The organism is Mycolicibacter senuensis (assembly GCF_002101885.1).
GTDB lineage: Bacteria > Actinomycetota > Actinomycetes > Mycobacteriales > Mycobacteriaceae > Mycobacterium > Mycobacterium senuense.
In genome coordinates this window covers 1-23,956 of record NZ_LQPS01000053.1, presented here as the reverse complement: position 1 = coordinate 23,956, position 23,956 = coordinate 1, and the positions used below count along the sequence as shown (strand labels likewise).

Here is a 23,956-nt window from a genome sequence, read left to right as displayed (position 1 = left end):
AATCTGCTGGTGTGATTCCGCTGCCGCGCCCCTGGTTGTTGAGCAGCATCATGCTGGTCGGAGCCACCGCCGGTGTACTGGCCGGGATCGGGGCGACCCTGCTGGTCACCGCGCCGCTGCGCCCGGATGTCGTGATCGCGCTGGTGCTCGTCGCGCCGACCGTCGCGGGGCTGGTCCTGGTGTTCGCCTCGTCGCGCCGCTGGGTAACCGGACTGGGTGCGTTTCTCCTCGCGCTGGGTCTCGGCTGGTTCGGGGCGCTGGCGGCGATTCAGGCGGTCTCGGGTGTCTGAGACCACCGACACCGGGGCGCTGCCGATGACCGAGCCGCACATGGCGCCCATCTTCGACACCGGCCCGCATCCGGCGCCGCTGCCCGGGCTGTCCGGCGAGCTCGAACCGCAACCGGGGCTAAAAGCTCGGCCGGAACCGGAGCCGATCGAGCCCGAGTCGAAGGCCGGGCCGGCCCCGGCCAAACCGCCCAAGCCGGTCGTGGTGGAGGGGCAGTACCGCTTCCTCAAGTGGTGGCAGTTCGCGTTGGTGCTGGTGGGGGTGTGGATTCCGGCGGCCGGGATCGGGCTGGGGCTGTTCTCGTGGTGGTATGCGCTGGCCGACAAGACCCCGGCGGTGTTCGTCGTGGTGGTCTACGCGGCCGTGTGCGTGGTGGCCGGGCTGATCGTGGCGATGGTGGGAGAGAAGCCGCTGTTGTCGGCGGTCGCGCTCGCGCTGATGTCGGCGGTGTCCGCCTCGGCGGTCGCCGCGGCACCGCTGTACGGCCACTACTTCTGCCAGCACGTGGACCGCTGCGTCGGCGGAATCATCCCGTACTGAACGGATTGGCCAGCCGGACGCCTTCGATCAGCTGTCTGTCGCTGAGATCTTCGGTCCATAAGGTGTCGCACCGCAGTTCGGCGGCGCTGCGCACGATCATCGCGTCCCAGAAGGAGAGCTGGTATCGAGTTGACCACGACGTCGCGGCGATCACGTCGTCGGCCAGTGGTGAGTGCACCCGCCATCGTGACAAGCTCCGGAGCCTATCGGCAGCCGATTCCGGGGTGATCGGTTTGGCGACCTTACGCGTCACGTTGACGTAGAACTCCTGCAGCACCTGGACGCTGAGCGCACCCAGGCGGTCGCGCCACAGCCGGTCCACCAGCACGCGAGCCGCCTCGTGCCGCTCACCGGCGGTCGCGTCGTAGGCGTACAGCAAGACATTGGTGTCGACGAACTCCATGATCAGCGCTCGTGAAGATCGTCCCGGGACCAGGTGATCGGTCCGACCTGCAGGCCAGCGACGCCGCTCATCATCCGTCTCTCGAGGTCGGCCACGTCGTCATAGTCCGCCACCTCGCCGACAAGTTGCTCGAGCAATCGCGCGACCAGACTTGACACCGACATGTCGCGTTGTGCCGCCAACACCTTTGCGCGACGGACCAGCTCCGCCGGCATGGTCAGCGTGATGTTCTTCGATGTCATGTGTTTCAGTGTAGCGCGGAAACACAGACATTCCGCGGCTGTGGTTTGACGTGCCCACCGGCACTGCCAGGCAACGGCGCGGCCCGATAGGGTGGTCGGGTGACCCACTATGACGTCGTAGTCCTCGGAGCCGGCCCCGGTGGTTATGTCGCGGCCATTCGCGCCGCCCAGCTGGGCTTGAACACCGCCATCGTCGAACCCAAATACTGGGGCGGGGTCTGCCTGAACGTCGGTTGTATCCCGTCGAAAGCGCTGCTGCGCAACGCCGAACTGGCGCACATCTTCAACCGCGACGCCAAGACTTTCGGGATCAGTGGCGAGGTGAGCTTCGACTACGGCGCGGCATTCGACCGCAGCCGCAAGGTCGCCGACGGCCGAGTCGCCGGGGTGCACTTCCTGATGAAGAAGAACAAGATCACCGAGATCCACGGCTACGGCCGGTTCACCGACGCCAACACGCTGGCCGTCGAACTCAACGACGGCGGAACCGAAAACGTCACCTTCGCTCATGCGATCATCGCGACCGGATCCAGCACCCGGCTGGTGCCGGGCACCTCGCTGTCGGCCAACGTCGTCACCTACGAGGAGTTGATCCTGAGCCGGGAGCTGCCCGGCTCGATCATCATCGCCGGGGGCGGGGCTATCGGCATGGAGTTCTCCTACATCCTGGCCAACTACGGCGTGGACGTCACCGTGGTGGAGTTCCTGCCCCGGGCGCTGCCCAACGAGGACGCCGACGTCTCCAAGGAGATCGAGAAGCAGTTCAAGAAGCTGGGGGTGAAGATCCGCACCGGCACCAAGGTCGAGTCCATCTCCGATGACGAAGCCGGCGGGTCCGTCACCGTCACCGTCAGCAAGGACGGCCAGACCGAAGAACTCAAGACCGACAAGGTGTTGCAGGCCATCGGTTTTGCGCCCAACGTCGACGGCTACGGTCTGGATGCCGCGGGGGTGGCGCTCACCGAGCGGCGTGCCATCGGCGTCGGGGAGTACATGCAGACCTCGGTCCCACACATCTATGCCATCGGTGACGTCACCGGCCTGCTGCAGTTGGCCCACGTCGCCGAGGCGCAGGGCGTGGTGGCCGCCGAAACCATCGGCGGCGCCGAGACGATGCCGCTCGGTGACTACCGGATGATGCCGCGCGCCACCTTCTGCCAGCCGCAGGTCGCCAGCTTCGGCCTCACCGAGGAGCAGGCCAACGCCGAAGGCTACGAGGTGAAGGTGGCCAAGTTCCCCTTCACCGCCAACGGCAAGGCGCACGGCGCGGGTGACCCGAGCGGGTTCGTGAAGCTGATCGCCGACGCCCGCTACGGCGAACTGCTCGGCGGCCACCTGGTCGGCCACGACGTCTCCGAGCTGCTGCCGGAACTCACCCTGGCGCAGAAGTGGGACCTGACCGCCAACGAGTTGGCCCGCAACGTGCACACCCACCCGACGATGTCCGAGGCGCTGCAGGAGTGCTTCCACGGCCTGACCGGCCACATGATCAACTTCTGACGCCTAGTCACCTTTGGCGAGCGTGAACTGGGCGACGTAACTGATGTTGCGCTGGAAGAAATCCGCGCAGCCCAGCAGGTATTTCACATACCGGTCGTAGACCTCCGGTGAGGTCGCGGCGATCGCCTGCTCGCGGGCGGCCTGCAGCCGGGTCGCCCAGGTGCCCAGGGTCCGCACGTAATCCGGCGTCAGATCCTGCCGGTCGACCACCGAGAACCCTGCGGCACCCGAATACTCGATGACATCCTCGTCGCACGGCACCGAGCCGCCGGGGAAGATCTCTTTGGCGATGAAGCGCATGAAACGCAGGTCCGTCATCGTGATCGGGATGCCCATCTCCGGCCAGCGCTTCAGTGGGTGGCCCATGATGGTCTGCAGGACCATCCGCCCGTCAGGCGGCATCAGCCGGTGGCACAGCTCGAAGAACGCGGCGTAGCGCTCCTTGGGGAAGGCTTCGAAGGCCTCGATGGACACGATGCGGTCGACCGGCTGGTCGAACTCCTCCCAGCCGCGCAGCAGAATCCGGCGCGAGCGGTCGGTGTCGACGTCGTCCAGCAGTCGCTGGCCGAGGCTGCACTGGTTCCTGCTCAACGTCAGTCCCACCACGTCGACGTCGTAGATTTCGATCGCCCGACGCATCGCCGAACCCCACCCGCAGCCGACGTCGAGCAGCGTCATCCCCGGTGCCAGGTCCAGCTTGGCCAGGGCGAGATCGATCTTGGCGATCTGCGCCTCTTCCAGCGACATGTCCTCGCGCTCGAAGTAGGCGCAACTGTAGGTCCGGGTCGGATCCTGGAACAAGCCGAAGAAATCGTTCGAGATGTCGTAGTGAGCCTGCACGTCCTCATAGGCCACCGCCATCTTCGGTGCGCCCGACGTCATGTCGGCCATCTGCCTGACCTCCTGTCCTGCTGGAACGGGATGCCCGCGTGAAAGCCCGGTTAAGCAGCGGCCTTCTCGCAGGTGAACTGCACGACATCGGTGTAACCCTGGCGGAACAGGTCTGCGCAGCCGGTCAGGTACTTGTGGAACCGCTGGTAGACCGCATCGGAGGTGATGGCGATGGCCTCGTCCTTGTTGGCCTCGAGGTTTGCCGCCCAGGTGTCCAGGGTGCGCACGTAGTGCGGCTGCAGGTGCTGCTCGCGGGTGATGGTGTAGCCGGCGTTCGTGGCGCGCTCGGTGACCTGTGCGGCCAACGGGAGACGCCCGCCGGGATAGATCTCGTCCATGATGAATTTGATGAACCGCACCCGCGACATCGTCAGCGGTAGCTGCTTGGCCCGGATCTCGTCGTCGCTCGGAATGATGATGCTGTGCAGCAGCATCACGCCGTCGTCGGGCATCCAGTTGAAGGTGTTCTTGAAGTAGTCGTCGTAGTTGTTGAAGCCGAAATGTTCGAATGCGCCGATTGACACGATGCGGTCGACCTCCCCATCGAATTCCTCCCAGGGTTGCAACCGCACCTCCATCCGACGCTTGCACGTCGACTTCGCGAACAGGTTCTCTTCGATGTGTTGCTTCTGGTTCTCCGAGAGCGTCAGACCGATGACGTTGACGTCGTACTTCTCGGCCGCCCGCATGATCGTGGAGCCCCAGCCGCAGCCGATGTCGAGCAACGTCATCCCGGGTTTCAGGCCCAGCTTGCCCAAGGACAAGTCGACCTTGGCGCGCTGCGCTTCCTGCAGCGTCATATCGTCGCGCTCGAAATATGCGCAACTGTAGGTCTGCGACGGGTCTTGCCAGAGCTTGAAGAAGTCATTGGAGATGTCGTAGTGAAACTGCACTTCGTCTTTGTCTGATCCGCGAGTCTGAGCCGCGGACTTCGAGAGCCACTTCGACTGTGCTCGGGATTCTGCGTTTGTTGAATCTGCCACTATCGGTCCTGTCGGAAGAGACCTGAAGTCGGGGTTAGTCCGTGCTGGTGGCTCAACACTTGGGTTGACACTACGCTTCATCGGCCGGAGTGCACCGGCGAATTTTTCGGCGCGCCGTGGTCAGGCTGCGAGAAGTAGGTAAACCGCGAACCCTACCAGCATTCCGATCAGGTTGGCACCGGCGTTGACCACGTCGTTGTCCACCCACCGCCACCCGGTGGACGGCTCGGTGGGGCGCCCGCAGTGCAGCGGATCCTCCACCGTGGCCCCGCAGGATTCACAGTCGAAGCGGGCCTGCACGGTGGCGCCGATCAGGGTGTCCACCAGCGAGCCGGCTATCCCGGCTGCCAACCCGACCGGCACCATCGCCGGCCCGCCGAACAGCGCGCCGAACGCGCCCACCAGCAACGCGCCCAGCACCGTCGCGGCCGAACCCAGCGGTGACACCGCGCCGGACGTGCCCTTGGGAACCCGGCCACGCGTCCGCAGCGACAGCGGCTCGCGGCCGGAGAAGCGCCCGATCTCCGACGCCCACGAGTCGGCGATCCCGGCGGCGATACCGCCGATGGACACGGCGTACCACAGCGGATCCCGGGTGAACGCGAACCCGATCACCGGGACCAGCACCGGAAGACCCGCGTTGACCGCCACCTGACTCATACCGCGCATGCCCGAGGCACCCCCGGGCCGGCGATAGGCGGTGAGCACACTGGTCAGCGAGAAGAACACCGCGGCCGGGATGATCCAGGCCCAGCCGCCCAGGCCGACCGCGACACCGGCGATCAGGCCGCCACAGATCGCCCCGGGCAGATCCAGCCAGCGCATCCGGATCATGAACGGCACGATGGCGCAGCCGAATACCACCGCGGCCAGCCAGCGCAGCGCATCATCGGTCGACAGGTCACGCGCGACATGCAACAGCAGCGCCACCCACGGCGTGATCAACAGGTTGTCCGCCGCCGGCGCCACCAGCAGCTCCACGGCCGCCGTCGTCACCGCCACGAACAGCGAAACCGCCACCGCCATGAACGAATTCAGTTCGAGAGCCGCCAGGCAGAACACCAGCGAGACGGCGAAGGCGATCGCCACGAACGCCACCGAGCCCTCCAGGGAGCGCACGCCGCCACCGGCCGCCACCCGGTGTCTGCCGAATCGGTCCCCGACCAGGGCCGCGCCCGCATCGGCCAGCCCCAGCACCACGACCCCGGTCGCGATCGCCACCCGATCCGGCCAGAACGCCAGCACCGCGATCAAGGCTCCGCCGGCGAACCCGACCAGGCCGTAGTCCCGGGAGCGGGTGCCGTCGAAAACACCCGGCACCGGAACCAGACCGCGCTCGACGACGAACGCCAGCGCCACCGTCGCGACGGCCAGCACGCCCGCCACCACCGCTCCGTTGGTCAGTTCGAACGCGGCCGCGGCGGCGAACAGCCCGCACAGCGCGTGCGGAATCTTGCGGGCGACCAGTGGCCCGGCTCCGCGTCGCACCAGCATGCGCCCGACGACGATCAACACGAGCGCGATCAGCAGGATTCCGCCGCCGGCGATGGCGAGGTCGTGCCGAACGGTCTCCGTCACGCAGTGCTACTCGTCGAAGTCCAGCGGCACCCGCAGTGCGCTCAGGGTGGCGGCCAGTGCGTCGTATTGGGATGTCAGCATCACGAATTCGATCAGGCGCGGACGGTCCAGGTGCTCCGACAACGCCGCCCAGGTGGCATCGGAGAGGGTGCGGGTGCCGACGAGTTCGTCGATCGCGGTGAGCATCGTGCGCTGACGGGCGGTGAGCTCGTCGAACCGGGGGCCGTCGGGGCCTTCGAAGATGCGCGCCTGGGTGTCGTCGTCGACGCCGACTGCTCGGCCCATCCGGCGGTGGTGTTGCATTTCGTAGCGGCTGTCCCGCAGGTGCGCCACCCGCAGGATCACGAACTCGGTGTCGCGGCTCGACAACTTGCCGCCCCGCATCAGCATCCCGCCGAACGGCAGCCAGGACCACATCAATCGTCGGTGCTGGCCGAGCGTGGTGAACAGGTGCGCCCGGGGCACCTGCTGACGGCGAGCGATGACTTTGCAGACCAGCCAGTTGGCGAGACCGAGGTCGCGCAGGCCGGGGGCTTCGGGGATACGAGAGTTCACCGCTGTTGCTTTACCAGATACGGCGACACCGTGCTGCGGTGTTCGTTGAGATCAAGGTCGCGGCCCAGCGCCGGGAACGCCCGTTGGGGGCAGTTGTCGCGTTCGCAGACCCGGCAGCCCGCCCCGATCGGGGTGGCCGGGACGTCGTGGCCGGCGGCCAGATCCAGTCCCTCGGAGTAGACCAGTCGATGGGCGTGGCGCAGTTCGCAACCCAGTCCAATCGCGAAGGTCTTGTCCGGCTGGCCCCAGCGTGACGCTCGGCGTTCCACGGTGCGCGCCACCCACAGGTACTTGCGGCCGTCGGGCATCTCCGCGATCTGCACGCCGATCTTGCCCGGGTTGCCGAACGTCTCGTAGACATTCCACAGCGGGCAGGTCCCGCCGCTGGAGGAGAAGTGAAAACCGGTGGCCGACTGGCGTTTTGACATGTTGCCCGCCCGGTCGACCCGAACGAACGAGAACGGCACGCCGCGCATCGACGGCCGTTGCAGGGTGGACAGCCGGTGGGCGATGGTCTCGTAGCTGACCCGGTAGAACGCCGAGAGCCGCTCGATGTCGTAGCGGAAGGTCTCGGCGCTGTCGTGGAACTGTCCGTAGGGCAACACGATCGCCGCCGCGAAGTAGTTGGCCAGGCCCAGCCTGGCCAGCGTGCGTGAGTCCTTCGAGGTGAACTTGCCCTCGTCGACCAGGGCGGAGATCTGGTCGTCGAACTCCAGGTACGCCAGTTCGGCGGCCATCTTGAACACTCGCTGCCCCCACGACAGGTGGTGGCCCATGTCCAGCGTCCTGGTCTGCGCGTCGTAGCGGTGCAGCACCGTCTCGCCCAGGTCGATCCGGCGGTTGATGTGCACGCCGTGTACCTCGGTGAGTCGATTGGCCAGTTCCACGGCCAATTCGCCTTGGTGCCTTCGCATCCGGGTGGTCAGTTCCTCGGCGGCGGTGTCGAGTTCGTGCAGGTAGTTCTGCCGCTGGTAGAAGTAGTCGCGTACCTCCTCGTGGGGCATGGTGATAGCGCCGGTGCCGCTGCCGTCGGTGTAGCGCTCCTCGGTGGCCGCGGCCAGCTGTGCCGTGGTGATCCGGTAGCGGCGGTGCAAATTGACCATCGCCCGGGCCAGTTTGGGGTGGGCGCTGACCAGTTCGGCCAGCTCGTCAAGGTCGACGTCGATTTCCAGGTCGCGGTCCATGGTGACCTCCCGCAACTCGGCGACCAGCCGGGTGTCGTCCTGGGAGGCGAAGAAGGTGGCGTCCACGCCGAAGGCCTCGGTGATGCGCAGCAGCACCGCCACCGTCAGCGGCCGGACGTCATGCTCGATCTGGTTGAGGTAACTCGGTGAGATCTCCAGCAGCTGCGCCAGGGCGGCCTGACTGAACCCGCGCTCGCTGCGCAGCTGGCGCACCCTGGCGCCGACGTAGGTCTTGGCCACGCCGCCGAGGCTACTCGTTGCGAAGACCGCGTTCGCATTATTGGCATGGCATGATCGCTCAGGGAGATCTACGGGGAGCATCGATGCAGCAGACAGATGAGCCGACCGGTTTGGCCAAGGTTTTGATGCCGGTGCCCGACCCGCATCCCGATGTGTTCGACCGGCAGTGGCCGCTGCGGGTCGCCGACATCGATCGGGGTGGCCGGCTCCGGATGGACGCGGCCGCCCGGCACATCCAGGACATCGGCCAGGACCAGTTGCGTGAGGGCGGCTACCAGGAGACCCACCCGCTGTGGATCGTCCGCCGCACCATGATGGACGTGATCGCACCCGTCGAGTTTCAGGACATGCTGCGGGTGCGGCGCTGGTGCTCGGGTACCTCCAACCGCTGGTGCGAGATGCGGGTCCGCATCGACGGGAAGCGCAGCGGCGGCCTGGTCGAGTCCGAGGCGTTCTGGATCAACATCAACCGCGAGACGCAGGGGCCGTCGCGCATCTCCGAGGACTTTCTGGCCCGCCTGAAACGCACCACCAGCGTCGACCGGCTGCGCTGGAAGGCCTACCTGGGCGCCGGGGATGGTGCGGTGCGAGAAGGGGCGGCAGAGATCCACGAGTACCCGATCCGGTTCACCGACATCGACCTGTTCGACCACATGAACAACTCGGTGTACTGGAGCGTGGTCGAGGACTACCTGTCGAGCTATCCGGAACTGCTCGCGGCGCCGCTGCGGATCACTCTGGAGCACGAGGCGGCCGTCGCGCTGGGGGACAAACTAGAGATCGTCTCGCACATTCACCCGGCCGGATCGACCGATCGCTTCGGATCCGCACTGGCCGATCGTGCTGTTAGAACGCTCACATACGTCGTCGGCGAAGAGGTCAAAGCGCTCGCCGCGATCTTCCCGCTGTAACACGTTCTAGTCAGTACGGGCGTACTGCTAATACCCTCGTTGACCTGTGCGGATATGTTACCCGTCGGTAGCTTATTCGGCACGCGCCATGAGGGGGTGTTCGCGGTATTCTTCGCAAACTTCGCATAACGCCCGTACTGTTTGGCCAAACTTGGCAATGAAAACCAGTGGACCTGGGGCGATGTGGTGTGTCAAGGTCGCGTTAACACACCAGTGAATCCGTCGGGATGTTGGCAAATCAGAGAACCTCCCGATGATCGCGACCCTAAAGGAGCAGCCATGTCGACCGTTGGCACGCCGAAGAGCCCCGAGCAGATCCAGCACGACTGGGACAACAACCCGCGCTGGAAGGGTGTCACCCGCACCTACACCGCGGCCGATGTCGTCGCGCTGCAGGGCCACGTCGTCGAGGAGCACACCCTGGCCCGCCGCGGCTCAGAGGTGCTCTGGGAGCAGTTGCACGACCTGGACTACATCAACGCGCTGGGCGCACTGACCGGCAACATGGCCGTGCAGCAGGTCCGGGCCGGGCTGAAGGCCATTTACCTGTCCGGCTGGCAGGTCGCCGGTGACGCCAACCTGAGCGGCCACACCTACCCCGACCAGAGCCTCTACCCGGCCAACTCGGTGCCGCAGGTGGTTCGCCGGATCAACAACGCGCTGCTGCGCGCCGACGAGATCGCCAAGGTCGAGGGCGACACCTCGGTCGAGAACTGGCTGGCCCCGATCGTGGCCGACGGTGAGGCCGGCTTCGGTGGCGCACTGAATGTCTACGAGCTGCAGAAGGCGATGATCGCCGCCGGTGTCGCGGGCTCGCACTGGGAGGACCAGCTGGCCTCGGAGAAGAAGTGCGGCCACCTCGGTGGCAAGGTGCTGATTCCAACCCAGCAGCACATCCGCACCCTGACCTCGGCCCGGCTGGCCGCCGACGTGGCCGACGTGCCGACCGTGGTGATCGCCCGCACCGACGCCGAGGCCGCCACCTTGATCACCTCCGACGTCGACGAGCGCGACCAGCCGTTCATCACCGGCGACCGGACCGCCGAGGGCTTCTACCGGGTGCGCAACGGGCTGGAGCCCTGCATCGCCCGGGCCAAGGCCTACGCCCCCTACGCCGACCTGATCTGGATGGAGACCGGCACGCCGGACCTGGAGCTGGCGCGCAAGTTCGCCGAGGGCGTCAAGGCCGAGTTCCCCGACCAGATGCTGGCCTACAACTGCTCGCCGTCGTTCAACTGGCGCCAGCACCTCGACGACGCCACCATCGCCAAGTTCCAGAACGAGCTGGGTGCGATGGGCTTCAAGTTCCAGTTCATCACGCTGGCCGGCTTCCACGCGCTCAACTACTCGATGTTCGACCTGGCCCACGGTTACGCCCGCAACCAGATGAGCGCCTACGTCGAGTTGCAGGAGCGCGAGTTCGCCGCCGAGGAGCGCGGTTACACCGCTACCCGCCACCAGCGCGAGGTCGGTGCCGGCTACTTCGACCGGATCGCCACTACCGTCGACCCGACGTCGTCGACCACGGCGCTGGCCGGCTCCACCGAAGAAGGACAGTTCCACTAACCTGCTGAGCAGTCCCCCGCTTGCGGGGGACTGCTCGCCGTCAAAGGAGGAACATGCCGATCCAACGAGTGGGTGTCATCGGAGCCGGGCAGATGGGCGCCGGGATCGCCGAGGTGTCGGCCCGCGCCGGCGTCGACGTGAAGGTCTTCGAGACCACCGACGCTCTGGCCACCGCCGGACGCAACCGGATCGTCAAGTCGCTGGAGCGCGGGGTGAGCAAGGGCAAGATCACCGAACGCGAGCGTGACGACGCCGTGGCCAACCTCACCTTCACCATCGACCTGGGCGAGCTCGCGGATCGGCAACTGGTCATCGAGGCCGTCATCGAAGACGACACCGTGAAGTCCAAGATCTTCGCCGAACTGGACCGGGTGATCACCGACCCGGACGCGGTGCTGGCGTCGAACACCTCATCCATCCCGATCATGAAGATCGCCGCCGCCACGGCGAGCCCGCAGCGGGTGCTGGGGCTGCACTTCTTCAACCCGGTTCCGGTGCTGCCGCTGGTCGAACTGGTCAGCACGCTGGTCACCGACGAAGCCGCCGCCGCCCGCACCGAGGAGTTCGCCAGTTCGGTGCTGGGCAAGCAGGTGGTGCGCTGCTCGGACCGGTCCGGTTTCGTGGTGAACGCCCTGCTGGTGCCCTACCTGCTGTCGGCGGTCCGGATGCTCGAGTCCGGCTTCGCCACCGTCGAGGACATCGACAAGGCCATCGTCGCCGGGCTGTCGCATCCGATGGGCCCGCTGCGGTTGTCCGACCTGGTCGGCCTGGACACCCTCAAGCTGATCGCGGACAAGATGTACGAGGAGTTCAAAGAGCCGCTCTACGCCGCGCCGCCGCTGCTGCTGCGCATGGTCGAGGCCGGCCAACTCGGCAAGAAATCCGGCCGGGGTTTCTACACCTACTGAGCCTGCGCCGCCCGTCGCCACGGCAGCATCGGCGACGGGTGCGGGCCGGCGTTGAACTTCTCCAGCGATCCGCCCACCTCGACGATGCCGCACAGCGCATTCCAGCTCAGCATCGTCAGGTAATCGATCAGGTCATCGGCGCTCATCCGCGGATCGAGCAGCCATGAGTGGGTGGCCAACTGCACCCCGCCGACGATCATGTACGCCCACGGCTCGACGCCGCTGGTTTCCATGCCGACCCCGGTCATCCGGCGGCGCAGCATCACCGCGAGCATCCGGGCGATGATGCGCTCGGAGTCGGCGATCACCTTGCTCTTACTGGCGGAGCTGTTGGCCATCACGAAGCGGTACGGTTCGGGCTCGTTGGCCACGGTCTGCACATACACCCGGATGATCTCGCGGACCAGTTCGAAGCCGTCGAGATTCGCCGACAGCGCAGCCGCCATGTTCGGGATGAGCGTGGTCTGCGCGAACCGCATCATCACCGCGGTGGTCAGGTCGTTCTTGTCGACGAAATAGCGGTAGAGCACCGTCTTGGACACCCCGATCTCGGCGGCGATCTCGTCCATGCTCACGTACCGGCCGCGGCGCCGGATCGCTTCGATCGTCCCGTCGATCAGGTCGTTACGGCGGTCGACCTTGTGTTGATGCCAACGCCGCTTTCGACCATCGGTCTTGGCGGTGCCGGCCCTAGGCTGCTCTGCCACTATCGCGGATTCCCATTCACTAGACGTAGTAGATAATACGGCGCGGTACAGCAGACTTTGTTGGCCGGTAACAGTTACCGGCGGTTTAGCGAGGCTCGACGGAGGAGAGCCGAAGCTGGAACCGCCGCATATACCCGGGGCTCGAGACCGTGGATGATGGTGGGGTGGTGCATCGAGAGAACCGCCCGACGTGGCCGGGTGCCGCACGGACCGTGCAGTCGCTGGCGGAGTCCTTCGCAGACGCCGATCCGGCCGCCGATGCGGTGCGGCTGCGCGATCTGCGCCGGATGAAGGTGGTCGCGCTGAGCTTCCTGCTCGGCGCGACCGTCGTCTTCCTGCTGTGCCGGTGGGCGCAGGCAGACAGTGCCGCCCACGGCGGGGTCGGGCCGTGGGTCGGTTACGTCGGTGCCGCCGCCGAGGCCGGAATGGTGGGCGCCCTGGCGGACTGGTTCGCGGTCACCGCGCTGTTCAAGCACCCGCTGGGGATCCCGATTCCCCACACCGCGATCATCAAGCGCAAGAAGGACCAGCTCGGCGAGGGCCTGGGCACCTTCGTGCGGGAGAACTTCCTGTCACCGCCGGTGGTGGAGGCCAAGCTGCGCGACGCGCAGGTCGCCGGACGGGCGGGCAAGTGGCTCTCGGAGCAGACGCACGCCGAGCGGGTGGCCGCCGAGACCGCGACGGTGCTGCGGGTGCTCGTCGAACTGCTGCGCGACGAAGAGGTCGCTTACGTCATCGACCGGATGATCGTGCGGCGCATCGCCGAGCCGCAGTGGGGTCCGCCGGTCGGCCGGATGCTGGGCACCCTGCTCGCCGAGCACCGCCAGGAGGCGCTGATCCAGTTGCTGGCCGACCGGGCCTTCCAGTGGTCGCTCAACGCCGGCGAAGTCATCCAGCGGGTGGTGGAGCGCGACTCGCCCACCTGGTCGCCGCGGTTCGTCGACCACCTGGTCGGTGACCGGATCCACCGCGAGCTGATGGACTTCACCGACAAGGTGCGCCGCAATCCCGACCACGAACTGCGCCGCAACGCGACCCGCTTCCTGTTCGAGTTCGCCAACGACCTGCAGTACGACGCGGCCACCATCGCCAAAGCGGATTCGGTCAAGGACCAGGTGATGGCGCGCGAAGAGGTCGCCAAAGCGGCGGCGACGGCGTGGGCGACCCTCAAGCGGTACGTGCTCGAAGGCGTCGACGACCCGACGGGAGCGCTGCGCACCCGCGTCGCCGGCGCGGTGGTGCAGATCGGTGAGTCGCTGCGCGACGACGTGGAATTGCGCGACAAAGTGGACAACTGGATCGTCCGGGCCGCCCAGCACCTGGTGGCCCAATACGGGGTGGAGATCACCGCGATCATCACCGAGACCATCGAGGGCTGGGATGCCGCGGAGGCCAGCCGGCGCATCGAACTGCATGTGGGGCGTGATCTGCAGTTCATCCGGATCAACGGGACCGTCGTCGGTGCGCTGGCGGGTCTGGGGATCTACGCCATAGCCCAACTTATGTTCTGACCTGCGCTAGCAAGTGCTTGCAAAAGTTAGCACTAGGTCGTATCGTGGTGCTTGTCAGCAGTCGTAAGTCCACGAAAGGGGTCACCGATGTCGCAGGATGAGAAACTCGCCGCAGTCGTCTCCACGGCCGCAGCGGACATCGGCAGCTTCATCCGGGCGCAGCGCGAAGCCGCGCAGGTGTCCATGCGACAGCTGGCCGACAAGGCCGGCGTCAGCAATCCCTATCTCAGCCAGATCGAGCGCGGATTGCGCAAGCCCTCTGCTGACGTCCTCAATCAGATCGCCAAGGCCCTGCGGGTCTCCGCCGAGGTGCTCTACATCCGGGCGGGAATCCTGGAGCCCAGCGAGATGAGCGAGGTCCGCGACGCCGTCATTTCGGATGCGGCGATCACGGAACGGCAAAAGCAGGTTCTGCTCGACATCTACACCTCCTTCGTCCAGCAGAACGAAGCCGACGGTGAGGAGACGACACCTGCCTGACCATCCTTCGTCCTCCTGACCGACAAACCAGAAAACCAACCGAAAGGAAACCGACATGGCCGAGAACCCGAACATCGACGAACTGAAGGCCCCGCTGCTCGCCGCGCTCGGCGCCGCCGACCTGGCCCTGGCCACCGTGAACGACCTCGTTGCCAGCCTGCGCGATCGCGCCGGCGAGGCCCGCGAGGACGCCAGCACCCGGGTCGAGGAGAGCCGCGCGCGCCTGAACAAGCTGCAGGAGGAGCTGCCCGAGCAGTTCGCCGAGCTGCGGGAGCGCTTCACCGCCGACGAGCTGCGTAGGGCGGCCGAGGGCTACGTGGAGGCCGCCAGCGGCCGGTACGCCGACCTGGTGTCCCGCGGTGAGGCCGCCCTCGAGCGGCTGCGCAACCAGTCCGGTCTCGATGACGCCTCGGCGCAGGTGGAGGGTTACGTCGACCAGGCCGTCGAGCTGACCCAGGAGGTGCTGGGCAACGTGGCGACCCAGACCCGCGAGGTCGGCGAGCGCGCCGCCAAGCTGGTCGGCATCGAGCTGCCCCAGAAGGAGGAGGCCAAGACGGCTCCCCCGGCTAAGAAGGCCGCTCCGGCCAAGAAGGCTCCCGCCAAGAAGGCTGCCGCCAAGAAGGCCGCTCCGGCCAAGAAGGCTCCGGCCAAGAAGGTCACCCAGAAGTAAGCGCAGTTCGACGCTCGGGACGGTACCCGCCTAGGCTTGCAGCGTGGTCGCTATGAGCCTGGTGGGTATCGTCCTCGGCGTTTTGCAGCTTGTCGTGTTCGCGACGGCGGTGTACGCGTTCGTCCACGCGGCGATGCAGCGTTCCGATGCCTACACCGCCGCCGACAAGCTCACCAAGCCGGTATGGCTGGTGATCCTCGGGGTGTGCGGCCTGTTGGCCCTCATCCTGCAGGTGATGGGCATGGCGATCGCCGCCTGCGCGGCCGGGGTCTACCTGGTCGATGTGCGGCCCCGATTGCTCGAGGTTCAAGGCAAGTCCCACTAGCGGCGATGTTGCGTCCGATCCTGTTCGCCACCGCGGCGGCCGCGGTGGTCTGCGCGGCGCCGGCCGCAGCCGAGTCCGCGGGGTTCGTCGCCCGCACCGAGTGGGTGAGCTATTCGGGCGGGTCGGAACTGTCGAGCCTGCGGGTGTATCCGACCCCGGCCGGCCGGGCCGCGGCGGCGCGGGTGGACGCCGCCGCCGACGGGGAGCGGGCCTGGCGCGAAGTGCTCGCCGCCGCCCCCGAGGCCGACACCGTCAGCATGCGCGAGCAGTTCCGCTGCCACTGGAACTATGCCGAGTTCGCCCGGCCCGGCAAGGCCAGTTGGAATCTCGAGCCGTGGCGGCCCGTCGTCGACGGCGTGACGATGCTCGAATCCGGCTGTAACCCCGGCGCCGCGGAGGAGACCTTCTGATGTCCGCATGCGGATGGACCCGCGACGTGGTGGCCAAGCTGGTCGACCACACGCTGCTCAAACCCGAAGCGACCGGCGATCAGGTCGCCGCCGTCGTCGCCGAGGCCGTCGAACTCGGCGTCGCCGCGGTGTGCGTCTCGCCGTCGATGGTCACCGTGGCGACGCGTACCGCAGCCGCCCATCCCGCCGGAATCCCGATCGCCGCCGTCGCCGGCTTCCCGTCCGGCAAGCACCTGCCGGCGGTCAAGGCGCAGGAGGCGGCGCTGGCCGTGGCGGCCGGCGCGACCGAGATCGACATGGTCATCGACGTCGGGGCGGCGTGCGCGGGCGACTTCGCCGCGGTGAGCGCCGATATCGCCGCGGTGCGCGCCGCCGTGCCGCACGCCGTGCTCAAGGTGATCGTGGAGTCCGCGGCGCTGCTGGAGCTGGCCGGCGAGGCCGCCCTGGTCGCCGCCTGCCGGGCCGCCGAGGACGCCGGCGCGGATTTCGTCAAAACCTCCACCGGGTTTCATCCGGCCGGCGGGGCGTCGGTGCACGCGGTGACACTGATGGCCGACACCGTCGCAGGCAGGCTCGGCGTCAAGGCCAGCGGGGGCATCCGCAGCGCCGACGATGCGCTGGCGATGCTGGACGCCGGGGCGACCCGGCTGGGACTGTCCGGCACCCGAACCGTCCTCGACGGGCTGGTGTAGCGGACTCGCCCTACAGCCGCGCGAAGCACTGACTCGACGAGGACGCCGGGATGGTGGCATCCTGCGTCGAAAACTTGATCACCACACCGGAATCGGTGACCTGCGAGCTGTCGATGTGGATCCCCAGCGGAAGGTCGCCGGTCACCTTGCCGGTGAGGTCATCGAGGTTGCGCTGCACGGTGTCGGTGTCGAGATCCTTGCCCAGCGCCTCCAGATCCACCACTTGTAGCTTGAGACCGTTGTCCACGATCTCCGGCTTGACGGTGGCGCGGTTGAGCAGGCCCTTGAGTTCGACGGTGCCGGCGCCCGGATCGGTGGTCACCTTGCCGGTGACGATGCTGCCGATCACCGGAACCACATCCTGAATCGACTGCTTGATGCCGTCCGCCGGCCAGGTGATGGTGCCGTCCAGCGACCCGATGGTGCCTTTGGAGTCAGCGGTCTTGTGTACGTGGATGTCGCGGATGTCCAGGTCGAGCTGCATGCCCTTGGCCTTGCGGATCTGGTTGCCGGCAGTCTGCACCGAGATGTGCGGGTAGTCGCCCCGCAGGTACTGGGCCAGCACCGGTGGATCGGAGGCGAACGACACCGTGGCGCTGTCGTCCGCTTCGCACTGGACCGCGTCTGCGACCAGGCTCTTGGCCCGGTGCGTGGCATAGGCCTGTCCGCCGAACAACGCGACCACCGCCAGCACCAGCAGCACTGTCAACGCCAGCATGACCGCCGGCAGGCCGGTGAACCGATGCTTGGGATTGGCTGCCCCGGATGTGCTCATCACTGCAGGTTACAGGTGGGCAAAGCAGGGGTCGTCGCTCCGCGGGATGGCGGCGTCACGGCTCGAGAACCGCGCCACCACGCCGGTGTCGGTGACCTGGATGCTGTCAGCCCGCACACCGAGCGGGTAGCGCTTCGTCAACTCCCGGGCGAACCTGTCCAGCTCCGGCTGGATCGACTCACGCGGCAGGGTCAGCGCGCCCAGGCCGGTGAGTTTCTGCACCCGCAGTGACAGCCCGCCATCGACCACCTCCGGCTTGACCACCACACTGGCCAGGCCGAACGCGCCCTTGAGTTCGACGGTGCCGTCCTGGGCATTGGTCTTCAGATCCGAGACCAGGTTCCCCAGGATCGGGACCATCGACTGGACGGTCTCCTTGATGCCGGCCGACGGCCAGGTCAGCGTGGCATCCAGGGCGCCGATGGTGCCCTTGGAGTCGCCGGTGCCGTGCAGGTCGACGTCGGAGATGTTCAGGTCGGCCGTCATCTGCTTGGCGTCTTTGACCTGGTTGCCCGCGGTGTGGATGGAGATGTTGGTGTAGTTGCCGGTGAAGTGCTGCCACAGGAACGGCGGGGCCACCCCGAACGACACCTTGGCCTGATCGTGCACCACGCACTCGGTGGCTTTGGCCACCTTGTTGTCGGCGATCCGCCGGGCGATCAGTTCCGCGCCGATCAATCCGGCCAGGGCCAGCGCGATGACCGTGACGAAGATCAGGACCAGGGCCAGCGGATCGCGCAGCAGCCTGGCGGGCCGGTGATCGCCGGCCGGGGCCTTGATGACGGTGGTGGGCGCCTCGCCGGCCGGTGGTGGCGGAACCGGTGCCGGCGGCGGCGCGGGCGGCACCGGCCCGGCTCCGGCGGCTGCGCTGGGAATCCGGGTGGTGGGCTCGTCGCGCTGCCCGCCGACCGGCATCTGCCGGGTCGGGGACGCCGACGGCTCCGGTGGGGGCGGGGGTTTGCCCTGGCCGGGCTGCTGGTCGGGCTGGCCGGTGGGGCGCGCCCAAGGTGACTGGTCGCCGTGGGGAGGTCCGGGCGGATTGCTCACCCGCGCGATTCTGCCTTACCGACCTGAACGAAGTCGGCACGGTTGCTCAGCACGGCCAGGGTCCGGCGCGCCGTGGTGACCACGTCGAGGTCGATATCGCAGACCAGCAACTGCGGGGCCGCCTCGGCCGATGCCACCGCCTCGCCCCACGGGGAGACGATCAGGCTGTGGCCCACCCCGGTCGGTGCGCCCGATGAGGTCGCCGGGCCGCCGTCGGCCTGTCCGACGGCGGCGACGTAGCTGGTCGAGTCCAGCGCCCGGGCGCACGCCAGCAGTTCCCACTGCCGCAGTTTGCCCGGCCCCGCTCCCCAGGACGCGCACACCGCGATCAGCTGTGCACCGCGGTCGGCCAACTCGGTGTACAGCGCCGGGAACCGGATGTCATAGCAGGTGGACAGGCCGACGCCCACCCCCTCGACGTCGATCACCACCGGATCGAATCCCGGTGCGACGGTGCGTGATTCGGTGAAACCGAACGCGTCGTACAGGTGGACCTTGTGATAGTGCGCGTCGGTTCCGGGCCCGGTGGCCAGCAGAGTGTTTCTGACCCGCCCGTCGTCGGCCGGGGTGAACATCCCCGCGATGACGGTGACGCCGACCCGGTCGGCGATCTCACGCACTCCGGTCGCCCAGGGCCCGTCCAGCGGTTCGGCGACCGGGCCCAGCGGCACTCCGAACCGGCACATGGTGGCTTCCGGGAACACCACCAGCTGCGCGCCCTGCCCGGCGGCGCGCTGGGTGTAGTCGGCCACCAGTTCCAGGTTGGCGGCCGGCTCGGTGCCGCTCAGAATCTGCGCACACGCAATCCGCATGACGCCAGCTTATTCCGGTCGAGCCGCGCCGCCCTGGCGCAGCCACGTCGAGGTGAACCGTTGCTCGGTGGCCATCAGCTCGACCAGCTGGCCGCCGATGAAGCTCTCGATCTTGCCGCCGACCAGCGGGATGTCGACCTGCACCGTCGCGGTCAGCGTCAACTCACAGCCCCCACCGGCAGGTTCGAGCACCGCGTCCCCGGACAGCGTCGCCGGCGCGCCGACGATCTTGCCGGTGACCTCCGCGCGCGCCGTGCCGTCACGCACCGGACGCCACCTCTCGTGGCGCGACACATTCAGGTTGCCGGGATGGAACTGCGCCGCCAGTGCGGGCAGCTTGTCCCGGTGAATGCCCTGCGTGGTGACGACGTCGAGGCCGCCGTCGGCGCCGACGGCCATCGAGTCCAGCGTCACGGTGTCGGCACCCGAATCGGCCAGCCGGGCCAGCCAGTACCGCTCGTCGGCGAATGCGGCATACACCTGTTCGACGCCCGCCGGATAGTGCTCGGAGAGCGTGAATGTACGCGGCATAGCTGGTCACGCTACCGTTACCGGCCGTGGCGGGTTCCGAGTTCGCGGGCGCGCGTGTCGCCGAGGCAGTGCCGTTGGCGCCGTTGACCACCCTGCGGGTGGGGCCGGTCGCCCGACGCGTCATCAGCTGCGCCGACACCGAGCAGATCGTGGCGACCCTGGGCACCCTGGACCGCGACGGCGTCCGCCCGCTGCTGCTGTCCGGCGGCTCCAACGTGGTGATCGCCGACGACCTGACCGATCTGACCGTCGTGCGATTGGCCGGCGACGGCATCGCGATCGAGGGCAACCTGCTGCGCGCCCAGGCCGGCGCGGTCTGGGACGACGTGGTCGCCGCCGCGGTCGCCGCCGGGCTGGGCGGCCTGGAGTGCCTGTCGGGCATCCCGGGGTCGGCCGGGGCGACCCCGGTGCAGAACGTCGGGGCCTACGGTGCGGAGATCGCCGACACCTTGACACGGGTGCTGTTGCTGGACCGCAGCACCGGCACCGTGCGCTGGACACCGCCCGCGGAGTTGAACTTCGGCTACCGCACCAGCGTGCTGAAGTATTCGGATGCGGCAGTGGTGCTGGAGGTGGAATTCGAGCTCGACCCCGCCGGGCGCAGTGCGCCACTGCGCTACGGCGAGCTGGCGACCGCGCTGGGCGCCGCCGACGGCGACCGTGCCGACCCGGCAGCGGTACGCGCCGCGGTGCTCAAGCTGCGGACCGCCAAAGGCATGGTGCTCGAACCGGCCGACCACGACACCTGGAGTGTGGGCTCGTTCTTCACCAATCCCGTTGTGCCGCACGACTCCTACCATCAGATCGCCGAGCAGGGGACCGGTTCCGTCCCGCACTGGGAGGCCCCCGGCGGGGTGAAGCTGGCGGCCGGCTGGCTGGTGGAGCGCGCCGGGTTCGGCAAGGGCTATCCGGGCGAGGGCGCGGTTGCCCGATTGTCCAGCAAGCACGCGCTGGCGCTGACCAACCGGGGCGGGGCGACCACCGGCGACATCTTGAGTCTGGCGCGCACCGTACGTGACGGGGTCCACGACGTGTTCGGCATCACCTTGCACCCGGAGCCGGTGCTGGTGGGTTGCACGCTGTAACCGACATCGCAGGTGGTCAGACGCTCTCGGCCGGTATCTTGGGATGGCGTGAACGTGACCCGGCGAAAGGCATTGGCTGCGCTGGCGGCCGGTGTGCTGGCGCCGCAGGCGTTGGCGGGTTGTTTCGGCCGGGCCGGCAAGAACGCCGATAACGCGCCGCCGGCGGCGCCCGCCCTGGCCTTCGAACCCCCGGTCGGCCAGCCCGACGTGCTGCCGACCGCCGAGGTCACCGTCACGGTCTCCGACGGCTGGTTCCAGCGGGTGGCGCTGACCAGCCCGGCCGGCAAGGTGCTCAGCGGAACCTTCAACCGGGACCGCACCCGCTACCGCATCACCGAACCGCTGGGCTATGACGCCGTCTATACCTGGAGCGGGTCGGTAGTGGGTCACGACGGTAACGCCGTGCCGGTCACCGGCACGGTCGCCACGGTGACCCCCAGCGCGATCATCGACGGCGGCTTCCAGCTGGCCGACGGCCAGACGGTCGGCGTCGCGGCGCCGGTGATCCTGCAGTTCGACGGGCCGATCAGCGACAAGGCGGCCGTCGAGCGGGCCCTGACCATCACCACCGAGCCGCCGGTGGAGGGCAGCTGGGCCTGGCTTCCCGACGAGGTGCAGGGCGCCCGGGTGCACTGGCGCAGCCGCGACTACTTCCCGGCCGGCACCACGGTCAATGTCGACGCCAAGCTCTACGGCCTGGCGTTCGGCGACGGCGCCTACGGCGCGCAGGACATGTCGCTGCAATTCTCGATCGGCCGGCGTCAGGTGGTGAAAGCCGAAGTCTCCTCGCACCGCATACAGGTGGTGCGCGACGAGGGCGTCATCATGGACTTCCCGTGCAGCTACGGCGAGGGCGACCAGGCTCGCAACGTCACCCGCAACGGCATCCACGTGGTCACCGAGAGATACGCCGACTTCTACATGTCCAACCCGGCCGCGGGCTACCACGACATCCATGAGCGGTGGGCGGTCCGGATCTCCAACAACGGCGAGTTCATTCACGCCAACCCGGCCAGCGCGGGCGCCCAGGGCAACACCAACGTCACCAACGGGTGCATCAACCTGTCGACCGAGGACGCCGAGCAGTACTTCCACAGCGCCATCTACGGCGACCCGGTCGAGGTGACCGGCAGCTCGATCCAGCTGTCCTACGCCGACGGCGACATCTGGGACTGGGCGGTGGACTGGGACACCTGGGTCTCGATGTCAGAGTTGTCGGCCCCATCCGGCCCAGAACAGCCCCGGACCTCACTGCCCAGCACCGCGCCGGCCACCCCGACCGACGCCCCGACGCTGTCGGGTACGCCCACGACACCGACGACGACGGCGCCGACTACTCGGCCCGGCGGCTAGCCCGCGTCGCAGACGCCTGGTCGCGCGGGCGGATCACGATCTGGTCCAGGTCGACGTGCGGGGGCCGGGAGGCCACGAATCCGATCACGTCGGCGATGTCGGCGGCGGTCAGCGGAGTCAAGCCCGCATACACCGCGTCGGCGCGCTCGCGATCACCGTCGAAGCGCACCAGCGAGAACTCGGTTTCCACCATGCCTGGGGCGATCTCGGTGAGCCGCACCGGTTTTCCCAGCAATTCACCGCGTAGCGTGCGGTGCAGCGCACTCTGGGCGTGTTTGGCAGCGGTGTAGCCGGCGCCGCCGTCGTAGATCTCGAATGCCGCGATCGAGGTGACGGTGACGATCAGGCCGTCGCCGGAGGCGATCAGCTTCGGTAGCAGCGCGCGCGTCACCTGCAGCGTGCCCAGTACGTTGGTCTCCCACATCCACCGCCAGTGCTCGAGGTCCGCCTCGCTGACCGGGGCCAGGCCCATGGCGCCGCCGGCGTTGTTGACCAGCACATCCACCGCCTCACACCGCTGTGCCAGCGCGGCGACCGCTTCGGCGTCGGCGACGTCGGCCACCACGGCGGTACCCCCGATCTCGTCCGCCAATGCGGTGATCCGGTCGGCGCGTCGAGCCACGGCGATCACGTGAAAGCCTTGTCCGGCAAGGGTTCTCGCTGTTGCCTCGCCGATCCCGGAGCTGGCTCCGGTGACCACGGCAACCCGGCGGGGCCCCTGAGGTGTCGTCATCGATCCAACTTTAGATCGAGTAGCGCCGTCGGGCGGCGCAGTGTTAGCCGTTGTCGGTGCCGTCGCGGCCCGGGGTGCCGGGGGTGCCGTCGGCCCCGCCGGGGGCGCCGTCCTGGCCGTCGCCGCCGGTTTGGCCGTTGCTGCCATCACCGCCGCTGCCGCCGGCCCCGCCGGCCCCGTCAAGCCCTGGTCCGCGGTCGGTGCCGCCGGCACCGCCGTTGCCGCCGGCCCCGCCTACGCTGCCCGCAGTGAGCGTCCCGTCGGCGTCGCCGCCGTTGCCGCCGGCCCCGCCGACGCCGCCGCTGTTGCCGCCGCCACCGGAACCACCGGCACCGCCGGTGCCGCCGTCGCCGCTGCGGCCACTGTCAGTGACCTTGCCGCCGTTGCCGCCGGCCCCGCCGTCGCCGCCGTCGCCGCCGTCGCCGGTCCCGCCCTGGCCGCCGGCGCCGCCGATGCCGCCCAAGGCGACGCCGACATTACCGAGGGGTTTGCCGCCGCCGGCACCGCCGCCACCGCCGCCGCCACCGCCGGCACCGTTGATGCCCTGACCGCCGTCACCGCCCATACCGCCGTCGCTGCTGTCGCCGGAGCCGCCGGTGCCGCCAGTGCCGCCGACGTTGCTGTCGCCGCTGCCGGTGCCGCCATGGCCGCCCTTGCCGCCGTTGCCGATCGCGCCGCCGCCGCCGTTGCCGCCGTCGCCGCCGTTGCCGATCGCGCCGGCGTTGCCGCCGTTGCCGCCAGCGCCGCCGCTGTTGCTGCGCGAGCCGTCGCCGCCGTTACCGCCGGCTCCGCCGTTGCCGCCGGTGCTACCGGTGGCGCCATGGGTGCCCGCGGGGGCGGGCTCCGCGTTGGGGCCCAGGCCGCCTTGTCCGCCGGCTCCGCCGGTGCCGCGATTGCCGCCGGTTCCGCCAGTGCCTCCGTTGCCGCCGTTGCCGCCGTCGCTGCCGGGGCGGATTGGGTCGCCGTTGGCTCCGTCACCACCGTTGCCGCCGTTGCCGGCGCCACCGCCGGTTCCGCCGTCCCCGCCGATCCCGCC

General features: G+C 68.3%; 27 protein-coding genes and 1 pseudogene. 14 read left to right on the top strand and 14 right to left on the bottom strand.

What is annotated here, in order from left to right:
* Window positions 1–11: 11 nt before the first annotated feature.
* Complete coding sequence (locus AWC24_RS20035; protein WP_083036410.1) at window positions 12–290, top strand: putative holin; 279 nt, start codon at window positions 12–14, stop codon at window positions 288–290.
* The gene (locus AWC24_RS20030) at window positions 283–828 is read left to right on the top strand and encodes a hypothetical protein (RefSeq protein ID WP_085088585.1); all 546 of its coding nucleotides are present in this window, start codon (window positions 283–285) and stop codon (window positions 826–828) included. The genes AWC24_RS20035 and AWC24_RS20030 overlap by 8 nt, the downstream gene beginning before the upstream one ends.
* On the opposite strand, the gene AWC24_RS20025 is transcribed toward AWC24_RS20030, so the two are convergent.
* Together AWC24_RS20025 and AWC24_RS20020 are read right to left on the bottom strand one after the other, a co-directional pair.
* Window positions 815–1,231, bottom strand: a complete 417-nt coding sequence (locus AWC24_RS20025) for a PIN domain-containing protein (RefSeq protein ID WP_085088582.1) — start codon at window positions 1,229–1,231, stop codon at window positions 815–817. The two genes, AWC24_RS20030 and AWC24_RS20025, sit on opposite strands and share 14 nt — an antisense overlap.
* A gap of 2 nt (window positions 1,232–1,233) precedes the next feature.
* On the bottom strand, window positions 1,234–1,473 hold the full coding sequence (locus AWC24_RS20020; protein WP_085088579.1) for a DUF6364 family protein: 240 nt from the start codon (window positions 1,471–1,473) through the stop codon (window positions 1,234–1,236).
* A gap of 99 nt (window positions 1,474–1,572) precedes the next feature.
* On the opposite strand from AWC24_RS20020, the gene lpdA reads away from it, so the two are divergent.
* Window positions 1,573–2,973, top strand: a complete 1,401-nt coding sequence (gene lpdA / locus AWC24_RS20015; RefSeq protein ID WP_085088576.1) for a dihydrolipoyl dehydrogenase — start codon at window positions 1,573–1,575, stop codon at window positions 2,971–2,973.
* A gap of 3 nt (window positions 2,974–2,976) precedes the next feature.
* On the opposite strand, the gene AWC24_RS20010 is transcribed toward lpdA, so the two are convergent.
* The 5 genes from AWC24_RS20010 to ramB form a co-directional block, all read right to left on the bottom strand.
* A complete protein-coding gene (locus AWC24_RS20010) occupies window positions 2,977–3,864 on the bottom strand; it encodes a cyclopropane mycolic acid synthase family methyltransferase (RefSeq protein WP_174813675.1) in 888 nt (295 codons plus the stop codon).
* A 50-nt stretch (window positions 3,865–3,914) separates the two neighbouring features.
* Entirely contained in the window at window positions 3,915–4,847 is a 933-nt protein-coding gene (locus tag AWC24_RS20005; RefSeq protein ID WP_085088573.1) for a cyclopropane mycolic acid synthase family methyltransferase, read from the bottom strand.
* 120 nt (window positions 4,848–4,967) lie between these two features.
* Window positions 4,968–6,425, bottom strand: a complete 1,458-nt coding sequence (locus AWC24_RS20000; protein ID WP_085088570.1) for a DUF92 domain-containing protein — start codon at window positions 6,423–6,425, stop codon at window positions 4,968–4,970.
* 6 nt (window positions 6,426–6,431) lie between these two features.
* Window positions 6,432–6,980, bottom strand: a complete 549-nt coding sequence (locus tag AWC24_RS19995; RefSeq protein ID WP_085088566.1) for a carboxymuconolactone decarboxylase family protein — start codon at window positions 6,978–6,980, stop codon at window positions 6,432–6,434.
* Complete coding sequence (gene ramB, locus AWC24_RS19990) at window positions 6,977–8,404, bottom strand: acetate metabolism transcriptional regulator RamB (RefSeq protein WP_085088563.1); 1,428 nt, start codon at window positions 8,402–8,404, stop codon at window positions 6,977–6,979. Before ramB ends, AWC24_RS19995 begins: the two co-directional genes overlap by 4 nt.
* 83 nt (window positions 8,405–8,487) lie before the next feature.
* Here ramB and AWC24_RS19985 point away from each other — a divergent pair, with 83 nt between their 5' ends.
* The 3 genes from AWC24_RS19985 to AWC24_RS19975 all read left to right on the top strand — a co-directional run bounded on the left by AWC24_RS19985 (window position 8,488) and on the right by AWC24_RS19975 (window position 11,789).
* The gene (locus AWC24_RS19985; protein WP_085088560.1) at window positions 8,488–9,315 is read left to right on the top strand and encodes an acyl-[acyl-carrier-protein] thioesterase; all 828 of its coding nucleotides are present in this window, start codon (window positions 8,488–8,490) and stop codon (window positions 9,313–9,315) included.
* A 279-nt stretch (window positions 9,316–9,594) separates the two neighbouring features.
* Entirely contained in the window at window positions 9,595–10,881 is a 1,287-nt protein-coding gene (aceA, locus tag AWC24_RS19980) for an isocitrate lyase (RefSeq protein WP_085088557.1), read from the top strand.
* Window positions 10,882–10,934: 53 nt separating this feature from the next.
* Window positions 10,935–11,789, top strand: coding sequence for a 3-hydroxybutyryl-CoA dehydrogenase (locus tag AWC24_RS19975; protein WP_085088554.1), 855 nt, complete (start codon window positions 10,935–10,937; stop codon window positions 11,787–11,789).
* On the opposite strand, the gene AWC24_RS19970 is transcribed toward AWC24_RS19975, so the two are convergent.
* The gene (locus AWC24_RS19970) at window positions 11,783–12,496 is read right to left on the bottom strand and encodes a TetR/AcrR family transcriptional regulator (protein WP_085088551.1); all 714 of its coding nucleotides are present in this window, start codon (window positions 12,494–12,496) and stop codon (window positions 11,783–11,785) included. The two genes, AWC24_RS19975 and AWC24_RS19970, sit on opposite strands and share 7 nt — an antisense overlap.
* A gap of 212 nt (window positions 12,497–12,708) precedes the next feature.
* On the opposite strand from AWC24_RS19970, the gene AWC24_RS19965 reads away from it, so the two are divergent.
* From AWC24_RS19965 to deoC, 6 genes are all read left to right on the top strand, one after another.
* Entirely contained in the window at window positions 12,709–14,007 is a 1,299-nt protein-coding gene (locus AWC24_RS19965) for a DUF445 domain-containing protein (protein ID WP_174813677.1), read from the top strand.
* Between the two features lie 87 nt (window positions 14,008–14,094).
* Complete coding sequence (locus tag AWC24_RS19960) at window positions 14,095–14,487, top strand: helix-turn-helix domain-containing protein (RefSeq protein WP_085088548.1); 393 nt, start codon at window positions 14,095–14,097, stop codon at window positions 14,485–14,487.
* Between the two features lie 55 nt (window positions 14,488–14,542).
* The gene (locus AWC24_RS19955; RefSeq protein WP_085088545.1) at window positions 14,543–15,157 is read left to right on the top strand and encodes a heparin-binding hemagglutinin; all 615 of its coding nucleotides are present in this window, start codon (window positions 14,543–14,545) and stop codon (window positions 15,155–15,157) included.
* A 52-nt stretch (window positions 15,158–15,209) separates the two neighbouring features.
* A complete protein-coding gene (locus AWC24_RS19950; RefSeq protein ID WP_085088542.1) occupies window positions 15,210–15,482 on the top strand; it encodes a DUF2516 family protein in 273 nt (90 codons plus the stop codon).
* A gap of 5 nt (window positions 15,483–15,487) precedes the next feature.
* On the top strand, window positions 15,488–15,892 hold the full coding sequence (locus AWC24_RS19945) for a DUF2599 domain-containing protein (RefSeq protein WP_085088538.1): 405 nt from the start codon (window positions 15,488–15,490) through the stop codon (window positions 15,890–15,892).
* Window positions 15,892–16,584 (top strand): deoxyribose-phosphate aldolase, encoded by a 693-nt coding sequence (gene deoC / locus AWC24_RS19940; RefSeq protein WP_085088535.1) that lies wholly within the window; start codon window positions 15,892–15,894, stop codon window positions 16,582–16,584. Before AWC24_RS19945 ends, deoC begins: the two co-directional genes overlap by 1 nt.
* A gap of 10 nt (window positions 16,585–16,594) precedes the next feature.
* Here deoC and AWC24_RS19935 read toward each other — a convergent pair whose 3' ends face one another.
* Genes AWC24_RS19935 through AWC24_RS19920 form a run of 4 tightly spaced genes read right to left on the bottom strand, consistent with a single transcriptional unit; the run spans window position 16,595 to window position 19,749 of the window.
* Window positions 16,595–17,359, bottom strand: coding sequence for an LmeA family phospholipid-binding protein (locus tag AWC24_RS19935; RefSeq protein ID WP_085088532.1), 765 nt, complete (start codon window positions 17,357–17,359; stop codon window positions 16,595–16,597).
* Window positions 17,360–17,368: 9 nt separating this feature from the next.
* Window positions 17,369–18,406 carry an LmeA family phospholipid-binding protein gene (locus AWC24_RS19930; RefSeq protein WP_234807449.1) on the bottom strand — a complete coding sequence of 346 codons (1,038 nt, stop codon included), beginning with the start codon at window positions 18,404–18,406 and terminating at the stop codon, window positions 17,369–17,371.
* Window positions 18,403–19,218, bottom strand: a complete 816-nt coding sequence (locus AWC24_RS19925) for a carbon-nitrogen hydrolase family protein (protein ID WP_085088526.1) — start codon at window positions 19,216–19,218, stop codon at window positions 18,403–18,405. The genes AWC24_RS19930 and AWC24_RS19925 overlap by 4 nt, the downstream gene beginning before the upstream one ends.
* A 9-nt stretch (window positions 19,219–19,227) precedes the next feature.
* Window positions 19,228–19,749 carry a DUF2505 domain-containing protein gene (locus AWC24_RS19920; protein ID WP_085088524.1) on the bottom strand — a complete coding sequence of 174 codons (522 nt, stop codon included), beginning with the start codon at window positions 19,747–19,749 and terminating at the stop codon, window positions 19,228–19,230.
* Between the two features lie 26 nt (window positions 19,750–19,775).
* On the opposite strand from AWC24_RS19920, the gene AWC24_RS19915 reads away from it, so the two are divergent.
* Window positions 19,776–20,834: a UDP-N-acetylmuramate dehydrogenase gene (locus AWC24_RS19915; RefSeq protein WP_085088521.1), complete on the top strand. Its 1,059-nt coding sequence runs from the start codon at window positions 19,776–19,778 to the stop codon at window positions 20,832–20,834.
* Window positions 20,835–20,846: 12 nt separating this feature from the next.
* Window positions 20,847–22,187, top strand: coding sequence for a L,D-transpeptidase (locus AWC24_RS19910; RefSeq protein WP_085088518.1), 1,341 nt, complete (start codon window positions 20,847–20,849; stop codon window positions 22,185–22,187).
* Here the strand turns inward: AWC24_RS19910 and AWC24_RS19905 are convergent.
* Together AWC24_RS19905 and AWC24_RS22605 are read right to left on the bottom strand one after the other, a co-directional pair.
* Window positions 22,168–22,920, bottom strand: a complete 753-nt coding sequence (locus AWC24_RS19905) for an SDR family NAD(P)-dependent oxidoreductase (RefSeq protein WP_085088515.1) — start codon at window positions 22,918–22,920, stop codon at window positions 22,168–22,170. The genes AWC24_RS19910 and AWC24_RS19905 overlap by 20 nt on opposite strands.
* Before the next feature lie 43 nt (window positions 22,921–22,963).
* Window positions 22,964–23,956 (bottom strand): annotated as a pseudogene (locus AWC24_RS22605) (PE family protein); the annotation flags it as partial.

Coding starts and splice junctions, on each gene's coding strand:
- AWC24_RS20025 (WP_085088582.1), bottom strand. CDS start 1,231: ATGGAGTTCGTCGACACCAATGTCTTGCTGTACGCCTACGACGCGACC.
- AWC24_RS20020 (WP_085088579.1), bottom strand. CDS start 1,473: ATGACATCGAAGAACATCACGCTGACCATGCCGGCGGAGCTGGTCCGT.
- AWC24_RS20010 (WP_174813675.1), bottom strand. CDS start 3,864: ATGGCCGACATGACGTCGGGCGCACCGAAGATGGCGGTGGCCTATGAG.
- AWC24_RS19985 (WP_085088560.1), top strand. CDS start 8,488: ATGCAGCAGACAGATGAGCCGACCGGTTTGGCCAAGGTTTTGATGCCG.
- aceA (WP_085088557.1), top strand. CDS start 9,595: ATGTCGACCGTTGGCACGCCGAAGAGCCCCGAGCAGATCCAGCACGAC.
- AWC24_RS19975 (WP_085088554.1), top strand. CDS start 10,935: ATGCCGATCCAACGAGTGGGTGTCATCGGAGCCGGGCAGATGGGCGCC.
- AWC24_RS19960 (WP_085088548.1), top strand. CDS start 14,095: ATGTCGCAGGATGAGAAACTCGCCGCAGTCGTCTCCACGGCCGCAGCG.
- AWC24_RS19955 (WP_085088545.1), top strand. CDS start 14,543: ATGGCCGAGAACCCGAACATCGACGAACTGAAGGCCCCGCTGCTCGCC.
- AWC24_RS19950 (WP_085088542.1), top strand. CDS start 15,210: ATGAGCCTGGTGGGTATCGTCCTCGGCGTTTTGCAGCTTGTCGTGTTC.
- AWC24_RS19945 (WP_085088538.1), top strand. CDS start 15,488: ATGTTGCGTCCGATCCTGTTCGCCACCGCGGCGGCCGCGGTGGTCTGC.
- deoC (WP_085088535.1), top strand. CDS start 15,892: ATGTCCGCATGCGGATGGACCCGCGACGTGGTGGCCAAGCTGGTCGAC.
- AWC24_RS19935 (WP_085088532.1), bottom strand. CDS start 17,359: ATGAGCACATCCGGGGCAGCCAATCCCAAGCATCGGTTCACCGGCCTG.
- AWC24_RS19925 (WP_085088526.1), bottom strand. CDS start 19,218: ATGCGGATTGCGTGTGCGCAGATTCTGAGCGGCACCGAGCCGGCCGCC.
- AWC24_RS19920 (WP_085088524.1), bottom strand. CDS start 19,749: ATGCCGCGTACATTCACGCTCTCCGAGCACTATCCGGCGGGCGTCGAA.
- AWC24_RS19905 (WP_085088515.1), bottom strand. CDS start 22,920: ATGACGACACCTCAGGGGCCCCGCCGGGTTGCCGTGGTCACCGGAGCC.